17 protein-coding genes are annotated in these 20,683 nt (G+C 71.2%); 6 read left to right on the plus strand and 11 right to left on the minus strand.

Annotated elements, in window-relative coordinates; translation table 11 throughout:
* Positions 1 to 4: 4 nt before the first annotated feature.
* Positions 5 to 1,345: a DUF2252 domain-containing protein gene (locus tag BCL76_RS25810; RefSeq protein WP_109781782.1), complete on the minus strand. Its 1,341-nt coding sequence runs from the start codon at positions 1,343 to 1,345 to the stop codon at positions 5 to 7.
* A 92-nt stretch (positions 1,346 to 1,437) separates the two neighbouring features.
* The gene (locus BCL76_RS39135; RefSeq protein WP_181382732.1) at positions 1,438 to 1,611 is read right to left on the minus strand and encodes a hypothetical protein; all 174 of its coding nucleotides are present in this window, start codon (positions 1,609 to 1,611) and stop codon (positions 1,438 to 1,440) included.
* 581 nt (positions 1,612 to 2,192) lie between these two features.
* Between BCL76_RS39135 and BCL76_RS25815 the strand changes: the two genes are divergently transcribed.
* On the plus strand, positions 2,193 to 3,611 hold the full coding sequence (locus tag BCL76_RS25815; protein ID WP_109781783.1) for a nucleobase:cation symporter-2 family protein: 1,419 nt from the start codon (positions 2,193 to 2,195) through the stop codon (positions 3,609 to 3,611).
* A 99-nt stretch (positions 3,612 to 3,710) separates the two neighbouring features.
* Here the strand turns inward: BCL76_RS25815 and BCL76_RS25820 are convergent, their stop codons facing one another.
* The 3 genes from BCL76_RS25820 to BCL76_RS25830 form a co-directional block, all read right to left on the minus strand.
* Positions 3,711 to 4,436 (minus strand): helix-turn-helix domain-containing protein, encoded by a 726-nt coding sequence (locus BCL76_RS25820; RefSeq protein WP_109781784.1) that lies wholly within the window; start codon positions 4,434 to 4,436, stop codon positions 3,711 to 3,713.
* A 153-nt stretch (positions 4,437 to 4,589) separates the two neighbouring features.
* The gene (locus BCL76_RS25825) at positions 4,590 to 6,098 is read right to left on the minus strand and encodes an alpha/beta hydrolase (protein ID WP_109781994.1); all 1,509 of its coding nucleotides are present in this window, start codon (positions 6,096 to 6,098) and stop codon (positions 4,590 to 4,592) included.
* A gap of 126 nt (positions 6,099 to 6,224) precedes the next feature.
* Positions 6,225 to 7,184 (minus strand): aldo/keto reductase, encoded by a 960-nt coding sequence (locus BCL76_RS25830; RefSeq protein WP_258309906.1) that lies wholly within the window; start codon positions 7,182 to 7,184, stop codon positions 6,225 to 6,227.
* A gap of 114 nt (positions 7,185 to 7,298) precedes the next feature.
* Between BCL76_RS25830 and BCL76_RS25835 the strand changes: the two genes are divergently transcribed.
* Positions 7,299 to 8,267, plus strand: a complete 969-nt coding sequence (locus BCL76_RS25835) for an endonuclease/exonuclease/phosphatase family protein (protein WP_109781786.1) — start codon at positions 7,299 to 7,301, stop codon at positions 8,265 to 8,267.
* Here the strand turns inward: BCL76_RS25835 and BCL76_RS25840 are convergent.
* The 3 genes from BCL76_RS25840 to BCL76_RS25850 all read right to left on the minus strand — a co-directional run bounded on the left by BCL76_RS25840 (position 8,251) and on the right by BCL76_RS25850 (position 15,190).
* Positions 8,251 to 9,762 (minus strand): hypothetical protein, encoded by a 1,512-nt coding sequence (locus BCL76_RS25840; protein WP_109781787.1) that lies wholly within the window; start codon positions 9,760 to 9,762, stop codon positions 8,251 to 8,253. The genes BCL76_RS25835 and BCL76_RS25840 overlap by 17 nt on opposite strands.
* Positions 9,755 to 13,576, minus strand: coding sequence for a bifunctional glycosyltransferase/CDP-glycerol:glycerophosphate glycerophosphotransferase (locus BCL76_RS25845; RefSeq protein WP_109781788.1), 3,822 nt, complete (start codon positions 13,574 to 13,576; stop codon positions 9,755 to 9,757). Before BCL76_RS25845 ends, BCL76_RS25840 begins: the two co-directional genes overlap by 8 nt.
* 357 nt (positions 13,577 to 13,933) lie before the next feature.
* Positions 13,934 to 15,190, minus strand: a complete 1,257-nt coding sequence (locus BCL76_RS25850) for a hypothetical protein (protein WP_146228425.1) — start codon at positions 15,188 to 15,190, stop codon at positions 13,934 to 13,936.
* A 303-nt stretch (positions 15,191 to 15,493) separates the two neighbouring features.
* Between BCL76_RS25850 and BCL76_RS25855 the strand changes: the two genes are divergently transcribed.
* Positions 15,494 to 16,711, plus strand: coding sequence for a sensor histidine kinase (locus BCL76_RS25855; RefSeq protein ID WP_109781790.1), 1,218 nt, complete (start codon positions 15,494 to 15,496; stop codon positions 16,709 to 16,711).
* Entirely contained in the window at positions 16,708 to 17,373 is a 666-nt protein-coding gene (locus BCL76_RS25860; RefSeq protein WP_030758691.1) for a response regulator, read from the plus strand. The genes BCL76_RS25855 and BCL76_RS25860 overlap by 4 nt, the downstream gene beginning before the upstream one ends.
* A 70-nt stretch (positions 17,374 to 17,443) precedes the next feature.
* Here the strand turns inward: BCL76_RS25860 and BCL76_RS25865 are convergent, their stop codons facing one another.
* Both BCL76_RS25865 and BCL76_RS25870 read right to left on the minus strand, forming a co-directional pair.
* Positions 17,444 to 17,857, minus strand: coding sequence for a hypothetical protein (locus tag BCL76_RS25865; RefSeq protein WP_146228426.1), 414 nt, complete (start codon positions 17,855 to 17,857; stop codon positions 17,444 to 17,446).
* On the minus strand, positions 17,854 to 18,837 hold the full coding sequence (locus tag BCL76_RS25870; protein WP_109781792.1) for a LysR family transcriptional regulator: 984 nt from the start codon (positions 18,835 to 18,837) through the stop codon (positions 17,854 to 17,856). The genes BCL76_RS25865 and BCL76_RS25870 overlap by 4 nt, the downstream gene beginning before the upstream one ends.
* Before the next feature lie 113 nt (positions 18,838 to 18,950).
* On the opposite strand from BCL76_RS25870, the gene BCL76_RS25875 reads away from it, so the two are divergent.
* Together BCL76_RS25875 and BCL76_RS25880 are read left to right on the plus strand one after the other, a co-directional pair.
* Positions 18,951 to 19,865: an NAD(P)H-binding protein gene (locus BCL76_RS25875; RefSeq protein WP_109781793.1), complete on the plus strand. Its 915-nt coding sequence runs from the start codon at positions 18,951 to 18,953 to the stop codon at positions 19,863 to 19,865.
* Complete coding sequence (locus tag BCL76_RS25880; protein ID WP_109781794.1) at positions 19,855 to 20,220, plus strand: darcynin family protein; 366 nt, start codon at positions 19,855 to 19,857, stop codon at positions 20,218 to 20,220. Before BCL76_RS25875 ends, BCL76_RS25880 begins: the two co-directional genes overlap by 11 nt.
* Positions 20,221 to 20,235: 15 nt before the next feature.
* Here the strand turns inward: BCL76_RS25880 and BCL76_RS25885 are convergent, their stop codons facing one another.
* Positions 20,236 to 20,670 (minus strand): glutaredoxin domain-containing protein, encoded by a 435-nt coding sequence (locus BCL76_RS25885; RefSeq protein WP_109781795.1) that lies wholly within the window; start codon positions 20,668 to 20,670, stop codon positions 20,236 to 20,238.
* Between the last annotated feature and the right edge of the window lie 13 nt (positions 20,671 to 20,683).

A 20,683-nucleotide genomic window follows, 5' to 3' on the forward strand; every position in this document is an offset into this window, starting at 1 on the left:
GGGTTCAGATGCCGCTGGTGGCGGTGATCCGCCCGTCGGCGATCGCGGTGGCCAGCAGCGCGTGGTCGGCGAGGGTCCGGTCCGCGTAGCGGAGCGCGAAGCCGGCCACGGCGCGGTCGAAGGTGTCGCCGCCGCCGAGGTAGCCGGCGATGGCGATGCGGTCGCCGGTGCGGGCGTGGGCGCGGGCCAGGGCCCTGCCGCACAGCTCGGCGTACCGGCCGAGCAGCTCGGGGGGCATCCCGGCGACCTCGGCGGACCCCTTCATGTCACGCAGCTGCCGGGCGTAGAAATGGCGCCCGGCGGGCCCGGTCGTCCAGCCGAGGAAGATGTCGCCCGCGGCCTGCATGCGGCGCTGGCCCGCGACCACCCGGTGGCCTTGGTGATCGTGCCCGTCGTCGGGGAGATGGCCGTGCAGGACGGACGGCACGGCCTCCTTGATCTGCAGGAAGAGCGGGTCGTCGGCGTCACGTCCGAGGAGCAGCACGATGAAGCAGCGGGTCCCCACGCTCCCGACGCCGACCACCTTGCGCGCCACATCGGCGAAGCGGAAGCGGTCGAGCAGGAGGCGGCGTTCCTCGGGGAGGGTGCTGCGGTACTTGCCGAAGATCTGGTCGACCTCCCGTGAGTCCGCGCGGGCGAGCGGCTCCAGCAGCGGCGGATCGTGGACGATCCGCCGGCGCCCGCCCTGGACCTCGGTGAGCTTGCCGAGCGCGCGCAGGCTGGTGCGGCGGCGGGCGCGCGCCAGGTTGGCCGCCACCCGGTCGCGCAGTTCGCGCTCGCGGATGAGGGGCAGCAGGTCGGCGGTGTCGATCCGGTGGTACCAGACGTCCAGCTCGCGGTGTCCGGCGAGCTCCCGGATGGTCCGGCGATAGGCCCGGGCCGCGCCGCGGGCCGCTCTCGCGGCCTGGTCGTCGCCGTGCCCGTTGTCACGGGCGGCGACGGCGACGCTCGCGGCGAGCCGTTTGACGTCCCATTCGAAGGGGCCGGGGAAGGTCTCGTCGAAGTCGTTGAGGTCGAAGAGCAGGGCGCGTTCGGGCGAGGCGAACATGCCGAAGTTCAGCAGGTGTGCGTCCCCGCACAGCTGGACGGTCAGGCCGGTCTGCGGCCCGGTGGCCAGGTCTGCGGCCATGACGGCGGCCGCGCCGCGCAGGAAGGCGAGCGGAGACGCCGCCATGCGGCCGTAGCGGATCGGCAGCAGCTCGGGCACGCGGTCGGTGCCCTGCCGCCGCAGTACGCCGATGGGGTCGGGCCGGTCCGGTGAAGCGGTCCAGCGCCCGTGCGCGGAGCGTCCGGTGATCTTGCGGACGGCCCGTCCGCGCCGAAGCCGCTCCGCTGGACTGGTCATGCGCCGCTCCTCGTCGCCGGTCCCTCCTCATCCTCGCCGTACGGGTCAGGTCCCGCATGTCGCCGTCCTCGGCCGGTCCGGGACGGCTCGGGTCAGCCCTCCTTCTCGGCGAGGATCCGGTCGGCCGCGTAATGCGGGCAGTTGAGGGCGTGCCAGGTCACCGAGAGTGACCCCGCTCCGGTCCGTAAGGTCCGCACCACTCCGTCGGTGGCGGTGGCCTTGCAGAAGGGGCACATGACGGTCTCCGGGCGCAGTAGATCGAACATGCCGGATCCTTCCCGCAGCTTTCTCACACCGGACCAGTCCAGAACTATCAAATCCGGCGCCATTCGGCCGCAGTACCCACAAGTACGGATGGATATCCGGGGCCACGGCCGTACGGAAAGTGGGCCGGGAAGGGGAAGGGGAGATGGCCGCGGGCAGCCTCCACGGGCGCCGAAAGCCTTGCGGTGGCCCGGAGTTCGCCCTCGGACCGGGGTCGGGGCGGCCGGGTCCGCCGTCACCCGGGCGAGGCGGGTGACGTCGTACGGGTTGCGCGGGACCGGGGCAGTGACGGGGAGCTGGGCGGGCACCTTGCCGGGAGGTTACTCGCGAGGAAACACGACCTTTGGCTATGGTGAGCGCCCTCCGGTCGAGCCCCCTTCGGATCCCATGATCAAATGCGGATCTGCCATGTCGATCGAAGGATTTCCCGCATCCGGGGCATGACTATGCAGTGCAGAGCGACGCGATGTCGGCAACACCGCCCGGCGTCGGCTCGGTACGAGCCGACCTGCCCTCGCCCTGTCACCCAGGGCTGGAGGGCGGCGGTCTTCTCATTCACCTACCTCGCGAAGGCAAGGCAGAGATGGCACGAATGCCACGTCGGTCCCCCCGGCCGCAGACGCACCCTGTCGACGAACGACTCCCGCTCCCCCGGCTCGCCCTGTACGGCTTCCAGCACGTCCTCGCCTTCTACGCGGCGGCCGTCATCGTCCCGGTCCTGCTCGGGAACGCTCTGGGCCTCTCCCGCCAGGAGCTGGTCCACCTCATCAACGCGGACCTGCTGACCTGCGGCGTGGCCTCGATCATCCAGGCCCTCGGCGTCTGGAAGATCGGCGCCCGGCTGCCCCTGGTCCAAGGCGTCACCTTCACCGCGGTCTCCCCGATGATCGCCATAGGTATCGGAGCGGGCGGCGGTACCGCAGGGCTGCTCGTCGTCTACGGGGCAGTGATCACGGCGGGCATCGCGACCTTCCTGTTCGCCCCGCTCTTCAGCCGGCTGGTGAGGTTCTTCCCTCCGGTCGTCATCGGCACGATCCTCACCATCATCGGCATCACGCTGATCCCGGTGGCCCTGCAGGACGCCGCGGGGGGCGCGCACCTCATCGGCACCCCGGCGTACGGGGACCCGAAGAACCTCGCCTACGCGCTGGGCACCCTGCTGTTCACCCTCACCGTCGTCCGGATCGGCAAGCCGTTCCTCAGCAGCCTCGCCGTCCTGCTCGGGCTCGTCGTCGGCACGGCGGCCGCCTGGCTCTTCGGCGACACCGACTTCGCCGCGGTCGGCGAGAGCGACTGGTTCGGGATCACCACCCCGTTCCACTACGGCATGCCGCGGTTCGAGCTGCTGCCGATCGTCGCCATGCTCGTCGTCGCTCTGATCACCATGGTGGAGACCACCGGTGACGTCTACGCGATCGGCGAGATCACCGGCAAGAAGGTCGACGCCGACACGGTCGCCCGGGCCCTGCGCGCGGACGGCGCTGCCACGGTGCTCGGTGGCGTCCTCAACTCCTTCCCGTACGTGGCGTTCGCCGAGAACATCGGCCTCGTGCGCATGTCGAAGGTGATGAGCCGGTACGTGGTCGTCGCGGCCGGTGTGTTCATGGTCGTCCTGGGCCTGCTGCCGAAGGCGGGGAGCCTCGTCGCCTCGGTCCCGCATCCGGTACTGGGCGGAGCGGCGCTCTCCATGTTCGGCATCGTCGCCGCGGTCGGCATCCAGATCCTGGGGAAGGCCGATCTGCGCGAGGAGCGCAACACCCTGATCCTGGCGGTCAGTCTGGGCGCCGCCCTGCTCCCGACGACCGTCGGCCCGTTCTTCGACCGGATGCCGGACGACCTGCGGGCCGTGCTCGACAGCGGGATCACGCTGGGCGCCCTGACGGCCATCACGCTGAACCTGCTCTTCAACGTCTTCACACGGCGCGCCGGGTCGGAGATCGACTGGGACGACATCGGTGAACAGGACCCGGCCGAACCGCGTTTCGGCGCGCCGGCACGCTGAGACGGACCGCGGACCACGGAACGGACCACGGAACGGACCGCGGGCCGGGCGCTCCGTGCGCCCGGCCCGTGAACGGCGGTCGGCGGTCGGCGGGCCGGGTCAGCGTCCGGCCGCGGGGAACGGCGGCGCCTCGCCCGCCTCCCCCACCAACTCCCAGAAATGGTCCACCAGTCGGCTTAGGTAGGCGGCTCGTTCCGCGGCGATCTCCTTGAGCCGGGCGTCGTCGTTGCGCGCGAGGAGGTGCCCCATGTACCGCTCCGAGAAGGCGGCGAACTCCGCGTGCATCGTGCGCAGCGCGTCGCCGACGCCGGTCGCGTCCACCACCACGATCTCCGCCACCGGGTCGACGTACGTCCTCCACCGCCCGGCGACGGCCGAGCGCAGGTGCTCGGCCAGTTCCTCCACCCGTCCCATGATCCCGATCAGTTCGCGCAGCGACAGCCCGAGGGCCTCCACGAGCGCCCTGGTCTGCCAGGTGTCCCCGTGCCATTGCCGCGCCGATTCGGCCGCGCGGTACTCGGACGGGTCCATGCCTATGCGGTACGCCAGCCGATCGACGGTGAGTCGACGCGCCAGCCGATGCTCGGCGAGGGTGCGCGGAGCGATGCCCATCAGCGTGGTGGCGTCGCACCACAGGACGTCCGCCAGGGCGAAGAGTTGCCGATCGGAGGGCACCTCGGCGCCCTGCTCCCAGGCGAGGACCAGCTGGGGGTGGACGGGGGTGCCGCAGGCGGCCATGGAGTGGGCCACCTGGGTCGTGGTCAGGCCCATGCGGGCGCGCGCGGATCTGGCCTCGGTCGGGGAGAAGGGAATGGTGCTGTGCACGTACGAGACACCTCGCAGCCCCCTCGGGCGCGCGGCGGTCGAGGGGAGGACGGATCGATGGATGAACACCAAGCGCGGGCACACTAACAGATGTTCAGTGGGGCGTATCCGTCCATACCCCTACGAATCCAAGGCCGTACGGGCGCGACCGGCTCAGTTCGCGCAGTCCACGTCCCGGGTCGGGCGGCGGCCGCTCGTGAGGAACTCGGTGACGGTCCGGTCGCCGCACGCGTTGCCGTTGCCGAGGTACAGCCCGTGGCCGCCCTGCTCGACGGTGACCAGGCGGGCCCGGTCGCCCAGCACCTCGCGCATCTTCAGGGCTCCGAAGAGCGGAGTGGCCGGGTCGCGCCGGCTCTGCAGCATGAGGATGTCGGACGGACCGTCATCGGTGATCCGGGTCGGCTTCTGGGTGGGGGTCTTCCAGAAGGCGCAGGGCGTCACGTTCACCGGCATGCCGGCCATGAGCGGGTGGCGGGCCCGGTCCGCGGTGACCGCCTTCCGGTACTCGGCCATGGGCGTGTTCGGCCACCTGACGTCGTTGCAGATGACGCTGACCATGAGCGCGGCGTCCGTGTCCGGGACGGGCGCGGCGAGTTCCCTCGGGAGGACCGGGGTCCCCGCCGGGTCCTGCGCCGACTGCACGAGCCGGGCGAAGGGTGCGAAGGCGGCGTCGGCGTAGAGCGCGTTCTGGAGGGCTTGGCGCAGGCCGTTGCCGGTCAGCGGCACTCCCGGGGTCGTCGAAGCCCTCGGTTCCCGGTCCAGTCGGGCCGCGAGGGAGACGAGGAGCGGCTCCACCTCGTGCGGCTGCGCGGCCAGTCGCAGGCCGTCGCGGTCCCGGTCGGGGTGGGCCGCCCAGGCCGCGAGGTCGGGGAGGCGGTCCGCCGCGCCCTGCGACATGTTCGCGAGCCAGCCGCGCGCCACCCGCTTCGGGTCGGGGTCGCCGCTGCTGTCCAGGACCCAGCGATCGGTGTGCCGGGGGTACTTCTGCGCGTACACGGCGCCGACGTACGTCCCGTACGAGGTGCCCCAGGCGGAGAGCTTCCGTTCGCCGAGCGCCTCGCGGAAGCGGTCCATGTCGCGGACCTGGTTGGCCGTGGTGAAACTGCGCAGCTCGGGGCCGCCGTTGCGGGCGCAGGCCTCGGCGATGCGCTCGGAGCGGGCGATGTTCTCGGTGATCTCGCCGTTCGGGCCCGGCCAGGACCGCAGGCTGGTCAGGTAGCGGTCCTCGGGGGCGAGCCCGCAGCTCGCGGTGGTACTGGCCCCCACTCCGCGCGGATCGAGGGCGACGAGGTCGTAGGCCCCGGCGAGCTCCCGTCGCAGTGCGTCGGCCTTCTGCGTCAGACGCTGCACGCCGGATCCGCCCGGTCCGCCGGGGATCACGACGAGGGTGCCGCGCCGCGCCTCGGGGCGGTCGCTGCGGATCCGGGAGACGGCGACGGTGAGCTGGCGGCCGTCGGGGTCGTCGTAGTCGAGCGGGACGGGTAGCTCGGCGCACTCCTGGGCGGCGGGCGCGCCCGGATGCGTGCAGGGGTGCCAGGCGAGCCGCGGACCGGCGGGTGCGGGCGCCGGTCGGGCCACGGCCGGAGCGGCGGTCGCGGTCGCGGCCACCACGGTGGCCGTGGCGAGGGCGAGGAGCAGGGCCTTGTGCGGGTAAGTCGTCATGGCGCAAGCCTTGTTGATCTCACCTCGGGGTCCCATCCGGCTTCCCGGTCGGCCACCGGTGGGGCTATCCCCCGCCGCCCACCCCCGCTGCCCGCCCCCCGCCCCCCGTTCCCCGTCCCGGTCGGCTCAGGGCAGCGGCACGCCTCGGGCGGCGATCCAGAGCTCGTACCACTCCTCGTGCGTGAGCTCGGGCTCCCGCAGCGCCGCGTCGGCGCACGCACGGATCCGTTCGGGGCGCGCGCTGCCGATGACCGGCGCGATGGCGGCGGGGTGCCGCATCAGCCACCACAACAGGACCGACTCGGGCGTGGTGCCCTTCTTACGGGCCAGCTCGGCCAGCAGCGCCGCGGTGGCGCGCTCGGTGGGCGTCTCCTCGCGGCCGGTGAACCGGCCCTGCGCCAGCGCGCCCCAGGCCTGGAGGCGGATGCCGTGGTCGCGGCAGTGCTCCAGCGTGCCGAACGGGAACCCGTTCCGCGCGGACTCCGGCGTGTTGAGGAGCACTCCGGCCTCGACCCAGGCTCGGCTGTGCAGGCTCATCTCCAGCTGGTTCGCGACCAGCGGTACGTCGAGCCGGGCCTGGAGGTGGGCGATCTGCGCGGCGCCCATGTTCGACACGCCGAAGCCCCGTACGAGGCCCTGGCGGTGCAGGGAGGACAGCGCGGCGGCCGTCTCGTCCACGTCCGCCAGCGGATCGGGCCGGTGCAGCAGCAGGACGTCGATCACGTCGGTCCGCAGCCGGGTCAGGCTCTCCTCGACACGGCGCGCGATGGTGTCCCCGCGCAGGTCGTACATCCCGGGGCGGTCCTCGTCGCCGAGCCGGATCCCGCACTTGGTCTGGAGCGTGATGCGCTCGCGCAGCCCGGGCGTGCGCGCGAGCACCTCGCCGAAGACGGCCTCGGCCTTCCCGTGCCGGTAGATGTCGGCGTGGTCGAAGGTGGTGATGCCGCTGTCGAGGGCGGCGACGACGGCCGCCTCGGCGGCGTCGATGTCGGCGGGCCCGTACGGGTCCGGGTCCCAGCTCCCGCCCAGGCCCATGCACCCGTACAGCACTCGGTCGCCGCCGGGGTTCGTACTCGCGTTCGTCACCGTCCCACCCTATGCGGTCCGCGAGGTTCGCCTGACGGTTTCCGGCGGCGATGCGCAACGGCTCACACCGGGCCCGATGCACGGTCTGACCGGCTCATACCCAATGATGTCCGCATGCAGAGACACATGGAGACCGGGCGGTGGTCGCGGCGGCGGTCGCTCCGCCTCCGGTTCGGCCGCGCGGTGACGACCCTGGGCCTGTTGACCGCGGTGGCGTGCACATCGGCACAGACCCCGGCTTCGGTGGCGGGCGCCGGTGGGGGCGCCGGGACGGCCGACGACGTCTCCGTGGCGACCTGGAACATGTGCGGGGTACGGCAGTGGAGCTGCGAGAAGACCGGCGGACCGAAGGAGAAGCTGAAGCAACTGCGCGACCTGATCGATGACTCCGACGTCCAGGTCCTGCTCCTGCAGGAGGTGTGCTCCGAGGACCTGGTCTCCTTCGCCCACGGCCTCGGCCCGCAGTGGCAGTCGGCCTTCGAGCCGTACGCCGAGGTGGACGCGGCCGGCAGCCGTAGGTCCGTCGACTGCACCGGACAGGGGAAGGGGCAAGCCGGCTACGGCCTGCTGGCCGGCTCCCAACTCACCGACGTGGAGGCGATCCCGACCGAGCAGCCGACGGTGGGACTGCACCGCGGCATCCTGTGCGCGCGGGTCCCGGCCCAGCGGGTGCGGGTGTGCAACGCGCACCTGTCGCTACGGGAGAGCGACGACGAGCACCCGGACTGGGACTTCCGCGACGACCAGCTGAGCTCACTGGTCGCCGCCGCGTCGACGGACGGCGCAACGGTCTTCGGCGGGGACTTCAACACCCCGCCGCCGGTGGGCGACAAGGACAAGAACACGTCCGCCTGGATCTGGCCGACCGAGGCGTACACCACCTACCGCGAGTGCGACCAGAAGGGCGGCTCGCGGGCGGGGCGCCCCACCCTCAAGGACGGTACGAAGATCGACTACCTGTTCACCCGGCTCCCCCGCACGGACTGCGAGGTGGTGGACACCAAGGCGTCCGACCACCGGCCGCTGGTGATGCGGGTGACCCGGCCGCCCGAAGACCCGGCCACGATCAGTACCGTGCGTTGAAGTACGCCCCCTGCGCGGGCACGGGGTAGGAGCTCATGATCAGGGTGAAGGGGACGGCCGTCCACGGCGAGGGGTTGCCGACGGCGTCCACCGCGATGGCCTCGACGAAGTGGTCGCCCTGGTTCCAGGCCCAGCCGGGCTCCCACGTCCAGGTCCCGTCGGCCCGCACCTCGCACGTCCCCAGGGCCGCTCCGCCCTCCTGGAAGTCCACGCGGACGGCACCCGGGGCGTAGCCGGCGAAGCCGACGGCGGGGCCCGGCACCTGCTGGTGGGCGGCCGGCGCGGTCACGGTCAGCACGAGGCGCTGCTCGGGCCGCGGCAGCGGCGGGGGCGCCGGCTCGTACTCGGGCAGGGCCGCGGCCGCGTTCTCCACGGCGGTGAAGACCACTTCGGTGCGCTCGGTCTGGTAGTTGCTCGCGTCGGCGGCGAACAGCCTGATGACGTGCCTGCCCTTGGGCCAAGGGGTGCTGCGCTCCCAGACCCACGTGCCGTCCGCGGCGACGGGGGCGGAGCCCTTGTGCTTGCCGTCCTGCCAGAAGCTGACGCGTACGGCGCCCACGGCGGTGCCCGTGAAACGGACGGTGTTGGCGGGGACCCGCTCCTCCGTCGTCGGCGTCAGCACCACCGGCCGGGGGAAGGACTCGTCGCGCTGCACCAGGGAGGTCTGCGTCAGGTACGCGTCGATCGCTGACGTGTCGCGCTGCGGTTCCTCGTAGCCGTTGCGGACCATGCCGAACCGGGGGGTGATGCCCTCGACGAGGAGGTTCAACAGTCCGATCAGGGTGGGGAGGTTGCGCAGGGTGACCTTCCCGTGGTCGGTGATCAGGGGAGAGTCGTTGTAGACGAAGTTGAAGTTCTCGTGGCCCTGGAACAGCCTGAGGTAAGGCTCCACCTGGCTCGCGTACTGCTCGTCCTGGGGCGAGCTGACCAGATAGATGTTGGCCGAGCGGTTCGCCCCGCTGTGCACCAGGTCCGGGAGGACCGAGTCGAGGACGCGTACGTTCTGCTCCGTGGCCTCGCCCATCATCACCCGGACGGCCTCGGGGTTGCCCTCCTTGACGCGGGTGCCGATCTGGAACTGGGGCACGCTGGCCACGATGTTCCTGAAGCCGTACTTCAGGCCGTAGAACAGGGCCGCGCTGCCGCCCTTGGAGCTGCCGAACATGGTCACCTGGTCCGGCGAGAGGGACAGGGCGCTCATGACGCGCGAGATGAGCCCGGCGACGGACTGCTCCAGGGAGAAGTCCATCCCCTTGCAGAGGTAGTAGGTGTTCGCGCCGTCGAACAGGTCGCGGACCCACAGGATGTTGGAACGCAGCAGGTCGAGCTTCCCGTTGGCCCAGCCGTACTCGTTGGTCGCGTAGCGGTTCGCGAAGACGACGACCAGATGGCGATTGCCGTTCCGCGCGTGGGAGAACCGGTACTCGATGGGCACCGCCCCCGAGGAGTCCACGCCGGTGAAGACGCGGCGCGTGCTCTGGGCTGTCTTAGACATGCTCGGAATCCATTCTTCTCGCCGGCTGGCGCGGCACCTGACCGAGGGTGCCTCCGTTCCAGGGACCTGCCTGACCTGCCTGACCCGCCTGAGTCGTCGGAGCCGCGTGACCCGCGTCGGCCCGGCGACCCGCCTGGCCGGCCGGACCCGCCGCGCGGCCGCCGGCCGCGCCGACGGCCGGGGCCTGGGCCCGCGCGGGGTCGAGGTCCCCGCCGGCGATCAGGATGCGGTCGGCCAGCCTGGCCGAGGCGTAACCGTCGTCGAGGTCGCAGAACTCCTGCTGGAACCAGCGGTAGCGGGCGGCGTAGCCCTGTTGGATGCGGTCGATGTTGCGGATCGCCCCGATCAGCTCCGGGGAGGTGTACACGAGCGGGCCGGGGGCGGACTGCTCGAAGTCGAAGTAGAAGCCGCGCAGGGTGTCCCGGTAGTGGTCCAGGTCGTAGGTGAAGAAGAGGATCGGCCGCCCGGTGTTGACGAAGTCGAACATCAGGGAGGAGTAGTCCGTGATCATCACATCGGCGATGAGCGAGAGGTCCGCCATGTCCGGGTAGTCGGACACGTCGAAGACGAAGCCGTCGCCGGCGCCCGGTACGGGGTCCACCACATTGGGGTGGCGCCGTACGAGCAGGACGTGGTCGTGGCCCAACTGCGCCTTGGCCTCGTCGAGGTCGATGCGGAAGTCGAGCTTGTACTTCCCGGGTGCGTAGAACTGGTCGTCGCGCCAGGTCGGCGCGTACATGATGGCCTTCTTGCCCGGCGGCAGGCCGATGCGGCGGCGCACTTCCGCCGCCCGCCGACCGGAGTCGGCGCGGCGCAGGATGTCGTTGCGCGGGTAGCCGCTCTCGACCATCTCGCCGGGGAACTGGAAGGCCCGCTTGAGGATCGGGGTGCTGAAACTGTTCGGGGACACCAGCATGTCCCAGTTCTGCACCTCCTTCTCCACGCGCTCCAGGTACCGCTTGTCGGCGAAGTGCACGGCCTCGATGTCGTGTCCGATGCGCTTGAGCGGGGTGCCGTGCCAGGTCTGCACGACGATCTGCCCGTCGCGCTTCTCGAACCAGTCCGGCATGTGGTTGTTGGCCACGATGTACTTGCACCGGGCCATGGCCTCGTACCAGTCCGGGGACCACATGCGGACGGGGCGTGCGGTGGGGGGTACCTCCACCTGGTCGTCGCGGACCACCCAGAGGTGTTCGAGGTCCAGGCCCCGGCGGACCAACTCCTCGTGCAGCGCGCGCGGGCTGTCGGAGTACTGGGTCCCCTTGAACGCGTCGAACAGCACGGCCTGGGTGACGGGCTGCCGGCGGGCCGCCGGATACGCCTTGGTGCGCATCAGCTTCTGCCGGTAGGGGCCGCGGGCCTCGTCCGGCATGGCCGAGTGGACCAGCAGGGAGAGCCGGTCGTAGGCCTCCGACTGGAGCTCGTAGCGGCGCTCGTTGCTGGCCATGTCCTGCGGCAGGGTCGGGATCAGATCCTGCGTCATCTTGATCATCAGGTCGCTCGTGCGCTGCTCCGGGGCGACCGCGGAATGGTCCTGACGGCGCAGGAAGAAGTCCCAGCGGCCGGAGGCGAGCGGGATGTCGCCGGCCAGGGTGCGCATCGCTGCAGGGGTGACGACGAAGCGGAACTCGTCGCCGTTCCAGGTGATCGGGGCGACGCGCTCCGCGCCGTGGGCGCGGGAACGGACGACGACGTGCGCCATGGCGTACTCGGACGCGTCGAGCATGTCCTGAGCGGCGTAGCCGACGACGACCTCCAGCGAGCCGTCGGCGCGCCAGGTCGCGGACTTGGCCAGCGGCAGGGTGTCCCGTTCGAACAGGACCACGTAGCCGGAGCCGTTGCGGTGCACGAAGACCTCGCGGTCGCCGCCGTCGGTCTGCAGCCCGGCCGGCATCCGGTAGTGGCCGTCGGTGGCGTCCTCCGCCATGACGGGGTAGATGGCGGCCTTGCGTCCCTCGACGTGGAAGGTGGTCTTCCAGCCGTTGGCTCCGGTGTTCCAGGTCTCGGGGACCCCGTCCGAGGAGTTCGTGCGGTGTCCGGGGACGAGGGCCTTGACCGGTATGCGGGTGACGAAGAGGTACCACCCCTCGCCGCCGGGGGTGAAGTGGACCCACGAGTCGTGGCGGCCGGCGCCGCTCATGCTGGTCACCCGGAACTTGCCCCACTCCGGGAGCTTGGCACCGAGGTAGACACCGCCGAGCTCGATGTGGTCGCCGACCATCCGGTGCCGGGTGATACGGCAACGGACGGTCTCGACGCGGAGCTTGAGCTTGCCCTGAAGGAACAGGGGCACCACGCGGATGTTCTTGTCGACGTACCGGTAGGGCGGGTTGGCCGCGCTGCCGGCGCCGCCCCGGGCAATGCCCTTGTAGCGGAACAGGCCGCGGCTGAGCACGCCGGCCGCGACGTCCCACGTGCCCTCGACCCACACGCCCTTGCGCTTGAGCCGGGACGTGTCGAAGCTGACCTGGAAGCCGGACCAGTCGTAGCAGTAGCGGTTCTGGTTCGAGTACTCGGTGGCCTGCGGGTAGTACGTGGTCTTCGCCTTGGCGACGACGACGCGGCCCTGCTTCTTGTTGCGCAGCGCGATCGCCTTCATCGACATGTGCCGCTTGTGCACGTTGATGAAGCGGACGTACGCGGACCCCTCCAGGGTCAGCTGGTCCTTGTCGTCCCAGCCCGCCCGGATCAGCGAGCCGTGGAGCGAGAGTTCCTTGTCGAGCCGGTAGGCGCTCTTGTCGAGGCCGATCGAACGGTCCCCGAGGTAGGGGTAGTTGAGGTAGCGGTGGAAGCGGCGCTGCACGGGCAGGGGCCCGCCCTTGCGCTCGAACTCGACGACGTCGAGCAGTTCCTTCAGGCGGCCCTCGCGCACCAGGAGCCACTTGACCCGGGCGTCGGCGGGAAGTTCCTGGATGATGTCCGCGTCGGCCTCGTCCAGGAACTCGTTCGCCCACTGCATGAAGGCGTCCTGGTACTCCTCGTCGGCGTCCGGCAGCACCTTCAGATGCAGCATCAGGTCCGACTTGAGGCAGGCCAGGTCGTACTTGCGCTTGTGGTCCGAGTAGGACCGCGCGCGGTGGCCGGCGAGGAAGCGGCTGACCGATCGGACCGCGGAGACGCGGTCCTGGAGGTTGCTGAACTCGGTGTGCCGCTGGGTGATGGAGGGGGCCGCACCGCCCTCGCGCCGACGCCAGAAGTAGACGATGTCCGTGAGGATGTCGACCTTGGCGGCCCGGAAGTGGGCGAACATGTTGACCCAGGAGTCCTCGTACATGACGCCCTCGGGGAACGCGATGTAGTGGTAGTCCCAGAAGGACCGCCGGAACACCTTGTTCCATACGGTGCGGTCGTAGATGAGGTCCGGCAGCTTGGTGATGTGCGTGCCGCGCCTGCTCTTCTGCATGGGCGCCTTGTGCAGGGGGGACTGCCACCGCTTGGTGGAGTTCATCATCTGCACGTTGCCCGACACGAAATCGGAACCGGACCCTTCGAGGGTCTGCACGAGCAGCTCGTAGGCGTACTCGGGTATGACGTCGTCGCCGTCGACGAACGCGAGGAATTCGGCCTGGGGATGAGCGGCTCGAATGCCGACATTACGGGCGTGCCCCGGCCCCATCGAATCCTGGCGCAGGAGCCTGAACCTGGGGTCGCGGCGGGCGAAGTCGGAGGCTATCGCCGTCGAAGAGTCGGTCGAGCCGTCATCGACCATGATCACTTCGAGCGCGGAGAACGTCTGCCTGGCTATCGATTCCAGACATTCCTGGAGGTATATCTCAACATCCTGGAAGGGCACGACAACACTCAGGCGGGGCATACCTGCCACTCAGAAAGCTCCTCGATAGACACACTTCTCACGGCGCACCGGAAGTTGCCGGGACACGCCGCCAGACCCGCCCCGGAATCTGGTCACCCACCGCTCCCCGGACACTCGACCCACCCCACCGCATTCGACCGCACACTTATACGACCTTGACAGCGTGTGCGCAGCGTAGGCCAATCACTTAATGGCGAGCAAGTGTTCATGGGCTCTTCACGGGCTCAGAGCTTCACGAATGCGAATGAGCGGCGACCTCCCACGTCCGTGGGGGAGGTCAACTCCGCCTGTAGCCAGGGTGCGGCATGCGGATGCGTTGCTTCAATCGCCACAGCACGGCCGTTCGGGTGAGGTGGATCACCCCACCCGACACCACGGACCGAAGGCCAGGCCCGGGTCCGTCCGATCCTGCCGGGCGATCAGCAGTCCGCCGTCCATGTCGATCATCGCGATCGTGACCGAGCCGCGGGCGTCGAGCGAGATGGCCGGCAGCCCCGCGCACCGGTCCCCAACGGGGGCCCACCAAGTGCCGTACTGCTCACCTTCCGTCGGGTAGGCGGCGATCTCCGGGTAGCCCTCGGCCCCCCGCTGCAGCAGGACGGTGCAGTCGTAGCCGCCGATGGCCGTACGGGCGACGTCCACCGGGCCGACGCCGCCCGCGCCGCCCAGCGGCATGAGCGCGGGCGCCACGCCGGCGGGGGCCTGCGGGCGGTAGGCGATGACGCCGCCGTCCGCCGGGTGCCGCCAGAAGTAGGTGCCGGTGCCGGGTCCCGTCTCGTAGGCGCTGTACGTCCCCTCGACGGCGTCCGCCTTCATCCGCCCGAGCCACCTGAAGTCGCTTCCCGGCATGTCCTGCCCCCAGTACGAGGCCCCGCCGCGGAAGGTGACCAGGAACTCGGCCCGGCCCTGGGCGGTCACCAGGGGAACGACGGCTCCACGCACCCATTTGCCTTGGTAGTCGGCCCAATTGACCCATGCGCCGTCGGCGCGCCGGGTCCGGCCGCGCGCTCCGACGCCGAACCGGGTGGAGAGGACGTGGAGCGCGCCGGTGCCGTCGGGGAGCACGATCGGGTCGCCGGGCGGGGGCAGGGGCGCCCCCGACTCCGCCTCGGACGGGTCCTGATTCCCGGCCTGGCCTTGGCCTTGGCCTTGGCCTTGGCCTTGGCCCTGACCCCGCTCCGGCCCGTGCTCCTGCCGCCGCTTACGTTCCGGGAAGGGGTTGCCCACCGCGCGCCAGTCGCCCAGCGGGCGGCCGGTCTGGTACTGGGTGGCGATGATCAGCTCGCGGCCGCCCGGCGCCCCCTCCCGGTGGCGGGTGCCGGCGAACCAGACGAACCCGTTGGAGTCCTGGGCGAGCGTGAACCGGCCCGCCCACCCCTCTACGGGGAACAGCTCGGGGCCCTGCCAGATGTCGGAGCCGGGCGCGGACTCGGTCCAGCGCACCAGGCCGTCCGCGCAGCTCGCGTAGGCGGTGAGTCGGCCGTCCCGACCCAGCCGGAGCCAGCTCCGGGCCGCGCTCCCGCCGTCGGCCGCCGCGGCTATCGCGGATCCCGGCACCGCGGGCGCGGCGGAGGTGACACCTCGGTCCGCTTCCATCCGTCCGCGTCGCGCCATGTCCTGCCCACACCTGCCCCAACTCGTACCTTTTGCCCGGCCTTACCCGGCGGGCCGTTGGACAATTTACGTCAGTGGGGCAGCCGGCGGGTGTCGGGGGCGGATGTCCACGACAGCCTCCGCTTGCGTGCAACCTAGCCTGATCCGCCCGCCTCCACCAGCAGGTACCGGCCGGACCTCGCCGCCGGCCGGACCGTCGTCCGCAAGGCCGAAAAGTCGGGTACGGGTACTACGTGGGGAGTACGCCTGAAACGCTACGCCGGGGTGACGCGGGTGACGGGGGACGCCGTCTAGCGTGGCCGTATGGACGAGCTGCGCGAACGCCATGGTCCCCCGTGGCGGCGATGGGTGGAGCGGACCGGGCGGGGCCCGGCCTGGCGCTCGGCGCTGTTCGTCGCCGTCTTCACGCAGATCGGCGCGGGGTGGGCGGCGCACGCGCAGAGCGGGCGGGTGGCGCTGGACGGCTTCGCCCGGCTCCTGCTGCTGATCGGACCCGCCCTGCTCGTGGTGCGGCACCGGCACCCGGTGGCCGTGGCGTACGGGGTCAGCGTCGTCACCCTGGTCTATGTGGGCGCCGGCTACCCGTACGGCCCGGTGTTCCTCGGTCTGGCCCTGGCCTGCTTCGCCGCCGTCGTCGCCGGACACCGCCGGGCCGCCTGGGGTGCCGTCGGCCTGTTCTGGGCCGGGCACCTGCTCATCGGGCACTGGCTCTACCGGTGGCTCCCGCCCTCGGGGGACGGCCCGACGCCCTGGGCCCAGGAGGTGGGCGCCACCGCATGGGTCCTCGCGGTGCTCGCCGTCGCGGAGCTGGTCCGCGTACGCCGGGAACAGTGGGCCCGGGAGCGGGCCGAGCGGGCGGCGGCCGAGAGACGCAGGGTGGACGAGGAGCGGCTGCGGATCGCGCGGGAACTGCACGACGTCCTCGCGCACAGCATTTCGGTGATCAATGTGCAGGCGGGGGTCGGGCTGGCCCTGCTCGACTCCGATCCCGAACAGGCCCGTACGGCGCTCGCCACCATCAAGGCGGCGAGCAAGGAGGCGCTGGGCGAGGTCCGACAGGTCCTGGACACCTTGCGCTCCCCCGGTGAGGCGCCGCGCTCCCCCGCGCCCGGCCTGGACCGCCTCCCCGAGCTCGTGGAGCAGGCCGCGACGGCCGGGCTGAGCGTGGACGTCGCGGCCGAGGGGGAGGCGAGGGCGCTGCCGCCCGGCGTGGACCTCGCCGCCTTCCGCATCCTCCAGGAGGCGCTGACCAATGTGGTGCGCCACTCCGGTTCGCGCACCGCGCGGATCCGCCTCACCTGGCGGCCGCACGCCGTGGAGCTACAGGTGGACGACGAGGGCCCGGCCACGGGCGGCGCCCCGGGTGGCGCCCCGAGTGGTGGCGGCAACGGCCTGGTCGGGATGCGTGAGCGGGCCTCGGCTCTCGGAGGCACCGTGGAAACCGGCCCGCGACCGGACTGCGGCTTCCGGGTGATCGCCGTACTCCCGCTCCAGGCCGACGCGTTCGAGGAGGACCAGTGATCCGCGTACTGCTCGCCGACGACCAACTGCTCGTCAGGGCAGGGTTCCGGGCCCTGCTCGACGCCCAGCCCGACATCGAGGTGGCGGGCGAGGCGTCCGACGGCGACGAGGCCGTACGGCTGGTCCGGGAACTGCGCCCCGACGTCGTGCTCATGGACATCCGGATGCCGGTGCTCGACGGACTCGCCGCGACCCGCCGGATCGGTGAGGACGAGTCCCTGGCCGCCGTGCGGGTGGTCATGCTCACCACCTTCGAGCTCGACGAGTACGTCTTCGAGGCGATCCGCTCGGGCGCCTCCGGTTTCCTGGTCAAGGACACCGAACCGCAGGAACTGCTGCGGGCGGTCCGCGCGGTGGTCGCGGGCGACGCCCTGCTGTCCCCGGGTGTCACCCGCCGACTGATCGCGGAGTTCGCGGCCCGTTCGAAACAGCCCGCGACGGCGGCCGGGCTGGGCCGACTCACCGACCGGGAGCGGGAGGTGATGGCCTTGGTGGGCATGGGCCTGTCCAACGAGGAAATCGCCCGCCGCCTGGTCGTCAGCCCCCTCACGGCGAAGACGCACGTCAGCCGCGCCATGGTGAAACTGGGCGCCCGCGACCGCGCCCAGTTGGTCGTCCTGGCCTACGAATCCGGCCTGGTCCGCCCCGGCTGGCTCGGCTGAGGACCAGCGCCCCGCTCACAGCGGGCCGACCGTCCGCTCGGGACCTCGCCGCCCACCATCGGCAGGCGTGTCAGGGGCGACGTGGTCCGGTGAGGGCGGCTTCGAGGGCCTCGCCCGTCATGTCGATGACGACGGCATCGTCGCGCATCTCCGCCGGCAGGTGTGTGTAGGCCTCCACCCCACACACGACCCCTACCCTGCTCGGGTTGAGGACGACCGCGCCGAGCCGGGAGGTCAGTTCCGCGATGACGGCGAACACGTCGCCGGCGTTCGGGCGGGAGACCCCGAGGCCGTGGACATCGGCGAAGACCTCGGCCTCTCCGCCGTCCGGGGCGCGGATCCAGAATGACATCGACCCGTCCTCCCCGACTGTGAGCCGGGGATCGCCGACATCGTGCGGTTCGAGCACGGCCCGTACCACCGCCGTGTCCGGCGGCACCGGCGCCTCGCCTCCGTCGACGAACTTGAAGATCATCAGGCTCATGCCCACGACGGCCCCTCCTCGTCCCGCCGCCTCGGATGAGGTGAACCGCCGGGGGCGCGCAAGGTTCGGCGGACCGCGTAGCGGAGCCAGTGATGGCCGCCGTCGGCGGCGTGGCGGGGGTGCCACGCCATACCGATGGTCAGCGGCGGGAGGGGCAAGGGGATGTCCAGCAGGCGCAGGCCCAGAGCGGTGGCGACGTCGGTCAGCGGTGAGGCGGAGCCGCCCGGGGGTGCGGTCGGGACGAGGCAGACGATGTCACTGCCGGCGGCGAGCGTCATCGCGGCCAGGTGGCCGGGGAGGACGACGGCTACACGTCGGCGGAGGTTCAGCTCGGCCAGAGCGGCGTCCAAGGGACCGGTGAACCGGCCGCGGCGGCTGACCACCACGTGCTCGGCGGCGGCGAGACGTTCCGGGGTCAGGGTTCCTTCGGTGAGAGGGTGGCCGGGCCGAACGGCCGCCGCCATCCGGAGGGTGACCAGTTCTTCGATCCGGGTCTCGGGGTCCACGTGGTCGATGGACCCGATCTCCAGATCGATCCGGCCGTCGCGCAGTGCCGATCCGGCTTCCATCTCCTCGGCCCGGAACCGCAACGAGATCCCCGGCGCCTCCTGCCGGGCCAGCCCCGACATTCCCGGGGCCAGCGCCGCGCCGACCAGGTCGGCCGCCTGGAGGGTGAAGGTGCTGCGCAGGTCGGCGGGATCGACACCGGCGCCAGGGGCCAGCAACGCCCCCAGGCGGCGCACCAGCACGGCCGTCTCCTCGCGCAGGTCCTGGGCCCGGGGAGTGGGGACCATGGCCTGGCCGGCCCGGACCAGCAACGGGTCCTGGAGGATCCGCCGTAGCCGGGCGAGCGTACGGCTCATGGCGGCCGGCGACGTGTGCAGGCGGGCAGCGGCACGCGTGACGCTCTGCTCGGTCAGCAAAGCGTCCAGCGCGACGGCGAGATTGGCGTCGATGACAGGTTCTGCACTGCTGCTCATAGGCGTTATTCCATTTCAGGCAATGATCCCGTGCTCAAGTTCCCATTGTGGCAACACCCTTGCCCTCCCCAGGATGAGGGTCGTCCCGATCCGGCACGACCCACGAGGTTTCCATGATCGTCATCACCGCTCCCACCGGGAACATCGGCAGCCATCTGCTGTCCCTGCTCCTGAACCCCACCTCCGCCCCCGGCGAGGAACTACGCGTGGTCGTTCGTGACCCCGCCCGGCTGCCCGACGCGGTGCGCGACCGCGTCGAGGTGATCGTCGGCTCGCACGGCGACGCCGAGGTCGTCGACCGCGCCTTCGAGGGCGCCGACGCCGTGTTCTGGCTCGTCCCCCCGGACGCGTCACTGACCCCCGAGGCCGCCTACTGCGGCTTCACCCTGCCCGCCACGAAGGCCCTGGTCGCCCACGGTGTCGGCCACGTCGTCGGTGTCTCGGCGCTCGGCCGCGGCACATCCGTCGCCCACCGCGCCGGACTGGTCACCGCTTCCCACGCCATGGACGACCTGATCGCCGGAACCGGCGTGGCCTACCGCGCCCTGGCCTGCCCGTCCTTCTTCGAGAACCTTCTCGAGGACGTGGACACCCTGCGGGAGACGGGTGTCTTCACGGACGCCATCGACGCCGGCCTCAAGGCCCCGCGCGCCGCGGTGGCCGACATCGCGGCCGTCGCCGCCGACCTGCTGCGCAACCGTTCGTGGTCCGGCAACGACAGCGTCCCCGTCCTCGGACCCGAGGACCTCTCCCCCGACGACCTGGCCCGCATCATGACCGAACAGCTCGGCCGTCCCGTCCGCTACGTACAGCAGCCGCTCGACGAGTTGTACGCCGACCTCCTCGGATATCGCCTCGACGAGGCCTTCGCGCGGGGTGTCGTCGACATGAAGACGGCCAAGAACGAGGGCCTCGACGCGGGCGTCGCCCGCACCCCGGCCACCGGATCCGCCACCGGCTTCCCGCACTGGTGCGCGCAGACCCTGGCGCCCGCGGTCCGCTCGGGAGGCACCCGTCATGCCGGTTGAGAGGACGACGCCGCCCGTCACGGCGTTCATGCTGATCAAGACCACGCCCGAGTGGCTCGCCATGACCCCCCAGGAGCGTATGAACGCCTTCGTCACCCAGGTCGTCCCCGCCATCGAGGCCAGGACCACCGGCGTCCGTTCACGGTTCTACGACACGGAGTTCTACTCCACCCGCGTCACCGACGTCTGGGTCTGGGAGGCCGACGACCACGACGCCTACCAGCGGCTCATCGACGCACTGCGTGAAACCCCTTTCTGGGACCGCTACTTCACGGTTGTCGATCTCCTCGTCGGCACCGAGAACGGCTACGCGCGCACCTACGGCGTCGAGGCCGTCACCACCATCGCGACCTGAAACAGGGGCCTGCGCTCACGCGGGAGGGGAGAGCTGTTCGCGCACCCACTCCGGACGCGGATCGGTGTGCGGCAGACCCGCCACGACGACGGTGGGCACGGTCTCGTTGCCGTCGTTGGCGGCCCTGACCGCGGCGGCCCCTTCCGGGTCACGCCAGATGTCGACCCAGTGCAGTCGGCGCGCGCCGCGGCCCAGCCGGATGCGCAGTCTTATGCAGTACTGGCAGCCCGGCCGCCAGTAGACGACCGGCCGGCCGTCGACCGCGCTACGACGCTGCGCTTCCAGCGCGCCGATGGACCTCGGAAAGATCAAGGGCGAGTTCACCGCCGCGAGCACCGCGAAGGCGGTCAGGAACACCGCGGCGGTGCCGGGGCTCGACGAGACGGTCAGACCCCCGACGACCGAGCCGCAGACCGCGAGCAGTACGGGCAAAGTCCAAGCGCGCATCATGGTGGAACAGGCT

This window comes from Streptomyces sp. CG 926, from assembly GCF_003148825.1.
GTDB lineage: Bacteria > Actinomycetota > Actinomycetes > Streptomycetales > Streptomycetaceae > Streptomyces.

Bases quoted from the DNA above. Each gene is read 5' to 3' on its own strand.
- BCL76_RS39135 (WP_181382732.1), bottom strand. From the start codon at position 1,611: ATGTTCGATCTACTGCGCCCGGAGACCGTCATGTGCCCCTTCTGCAAG.
- BCL76_RS25810 (WP_109781782.1), bottom strand. From the start codon at position 1,345: ATGACCAGTCCAGCGGAGCGGCTTCGGCGCGGACGGGCCGTCCGCAAG.
- BCL76_RS25885 (WP_109781795.1), bottom strand. From the start codon at position 20,670: ATGATGCGCGCTTGGACTTTGCCCGTACTGCTCGCGGTCTGCGGCTCG.
- BCL76_RS25825 (WP_109781994.1), bottom strand. From the start codon at position 6,098: ATGACGACTTACCCGCACAAGGCCCTGCTCCTCGCCCTCGCCACGGCC.
- BCL76_RS25870 (WP_109781792.1), bottom strand. From the start codon at position 18,837: ATGAGCAGCAGTGCAGAACCTGTCATCGACGCCAATCTCGCCGTCGCG.
- BCL76_RS25835 (WP_109781786.1), top strand. From the start codon at position 7,299: ATGCAGAGACACATGGAGACCGGGCGGTGGTCGCGGCGGCGGTCGCTC.
- BCL76_RS25855 (WP_109781790.1), top strand. From the start codon at position 15,494: ATGGACGAGCTGCGCGAACGCCATGGTCCCCCGTGGCGGCGATGGGTG.
- BCL76_RS25815 (WP_109781783.1), top strand. From the start codon at position 2,193: ATGGCACGAATGCCACGTCGGTCCCCCCGGCCGCAGACGCACCCTGTC.
- BCL76_RS25850 (WP_146228425.1), bottom strand. From the start codon at position 15,190: ATGGCGCGACGCGGACGGATGGAAGCGGACCGAGGTGTCACCTCCGCC.
- BCL76_RS25875 (WP_109781793.1), top strand. From the start codon at position 18,951: ATGATCGTCATCACCGCTCCCACCGGGAACATCGGCAGCCATCTGCTG.
- BCL76_RS25840 (WP_109781787.1), bottom strand. From the start codon at position 9,762: ATGTCTAAGACAGCCCAGAGCACGCGCCGCGTCTTCACCGGCGTGGAC.
- BCL76_RS25880 (WP_109781794.1), top strand. From the start codon at position 19,855: ATGCCGGTTGAGAGGACGACGCCGCCCGTCACGGCGTTCATGCTGATC.
- BCL76_RS25865 (WP_146228426.1), bottom strand. From the start codon at position 17,857: ATGAGCCTGATGATCTTCAAGTTCGTCGACGGAGGCGAGGCGCCGGTG.
- BCL76_RS25845 (WP_109781788.1), bottom strand. From the start codon at position 13,576: ATGCCCCGCCTGAGTGTTGTCGTGCCCTTCCAGGATGTTGAGATATAC.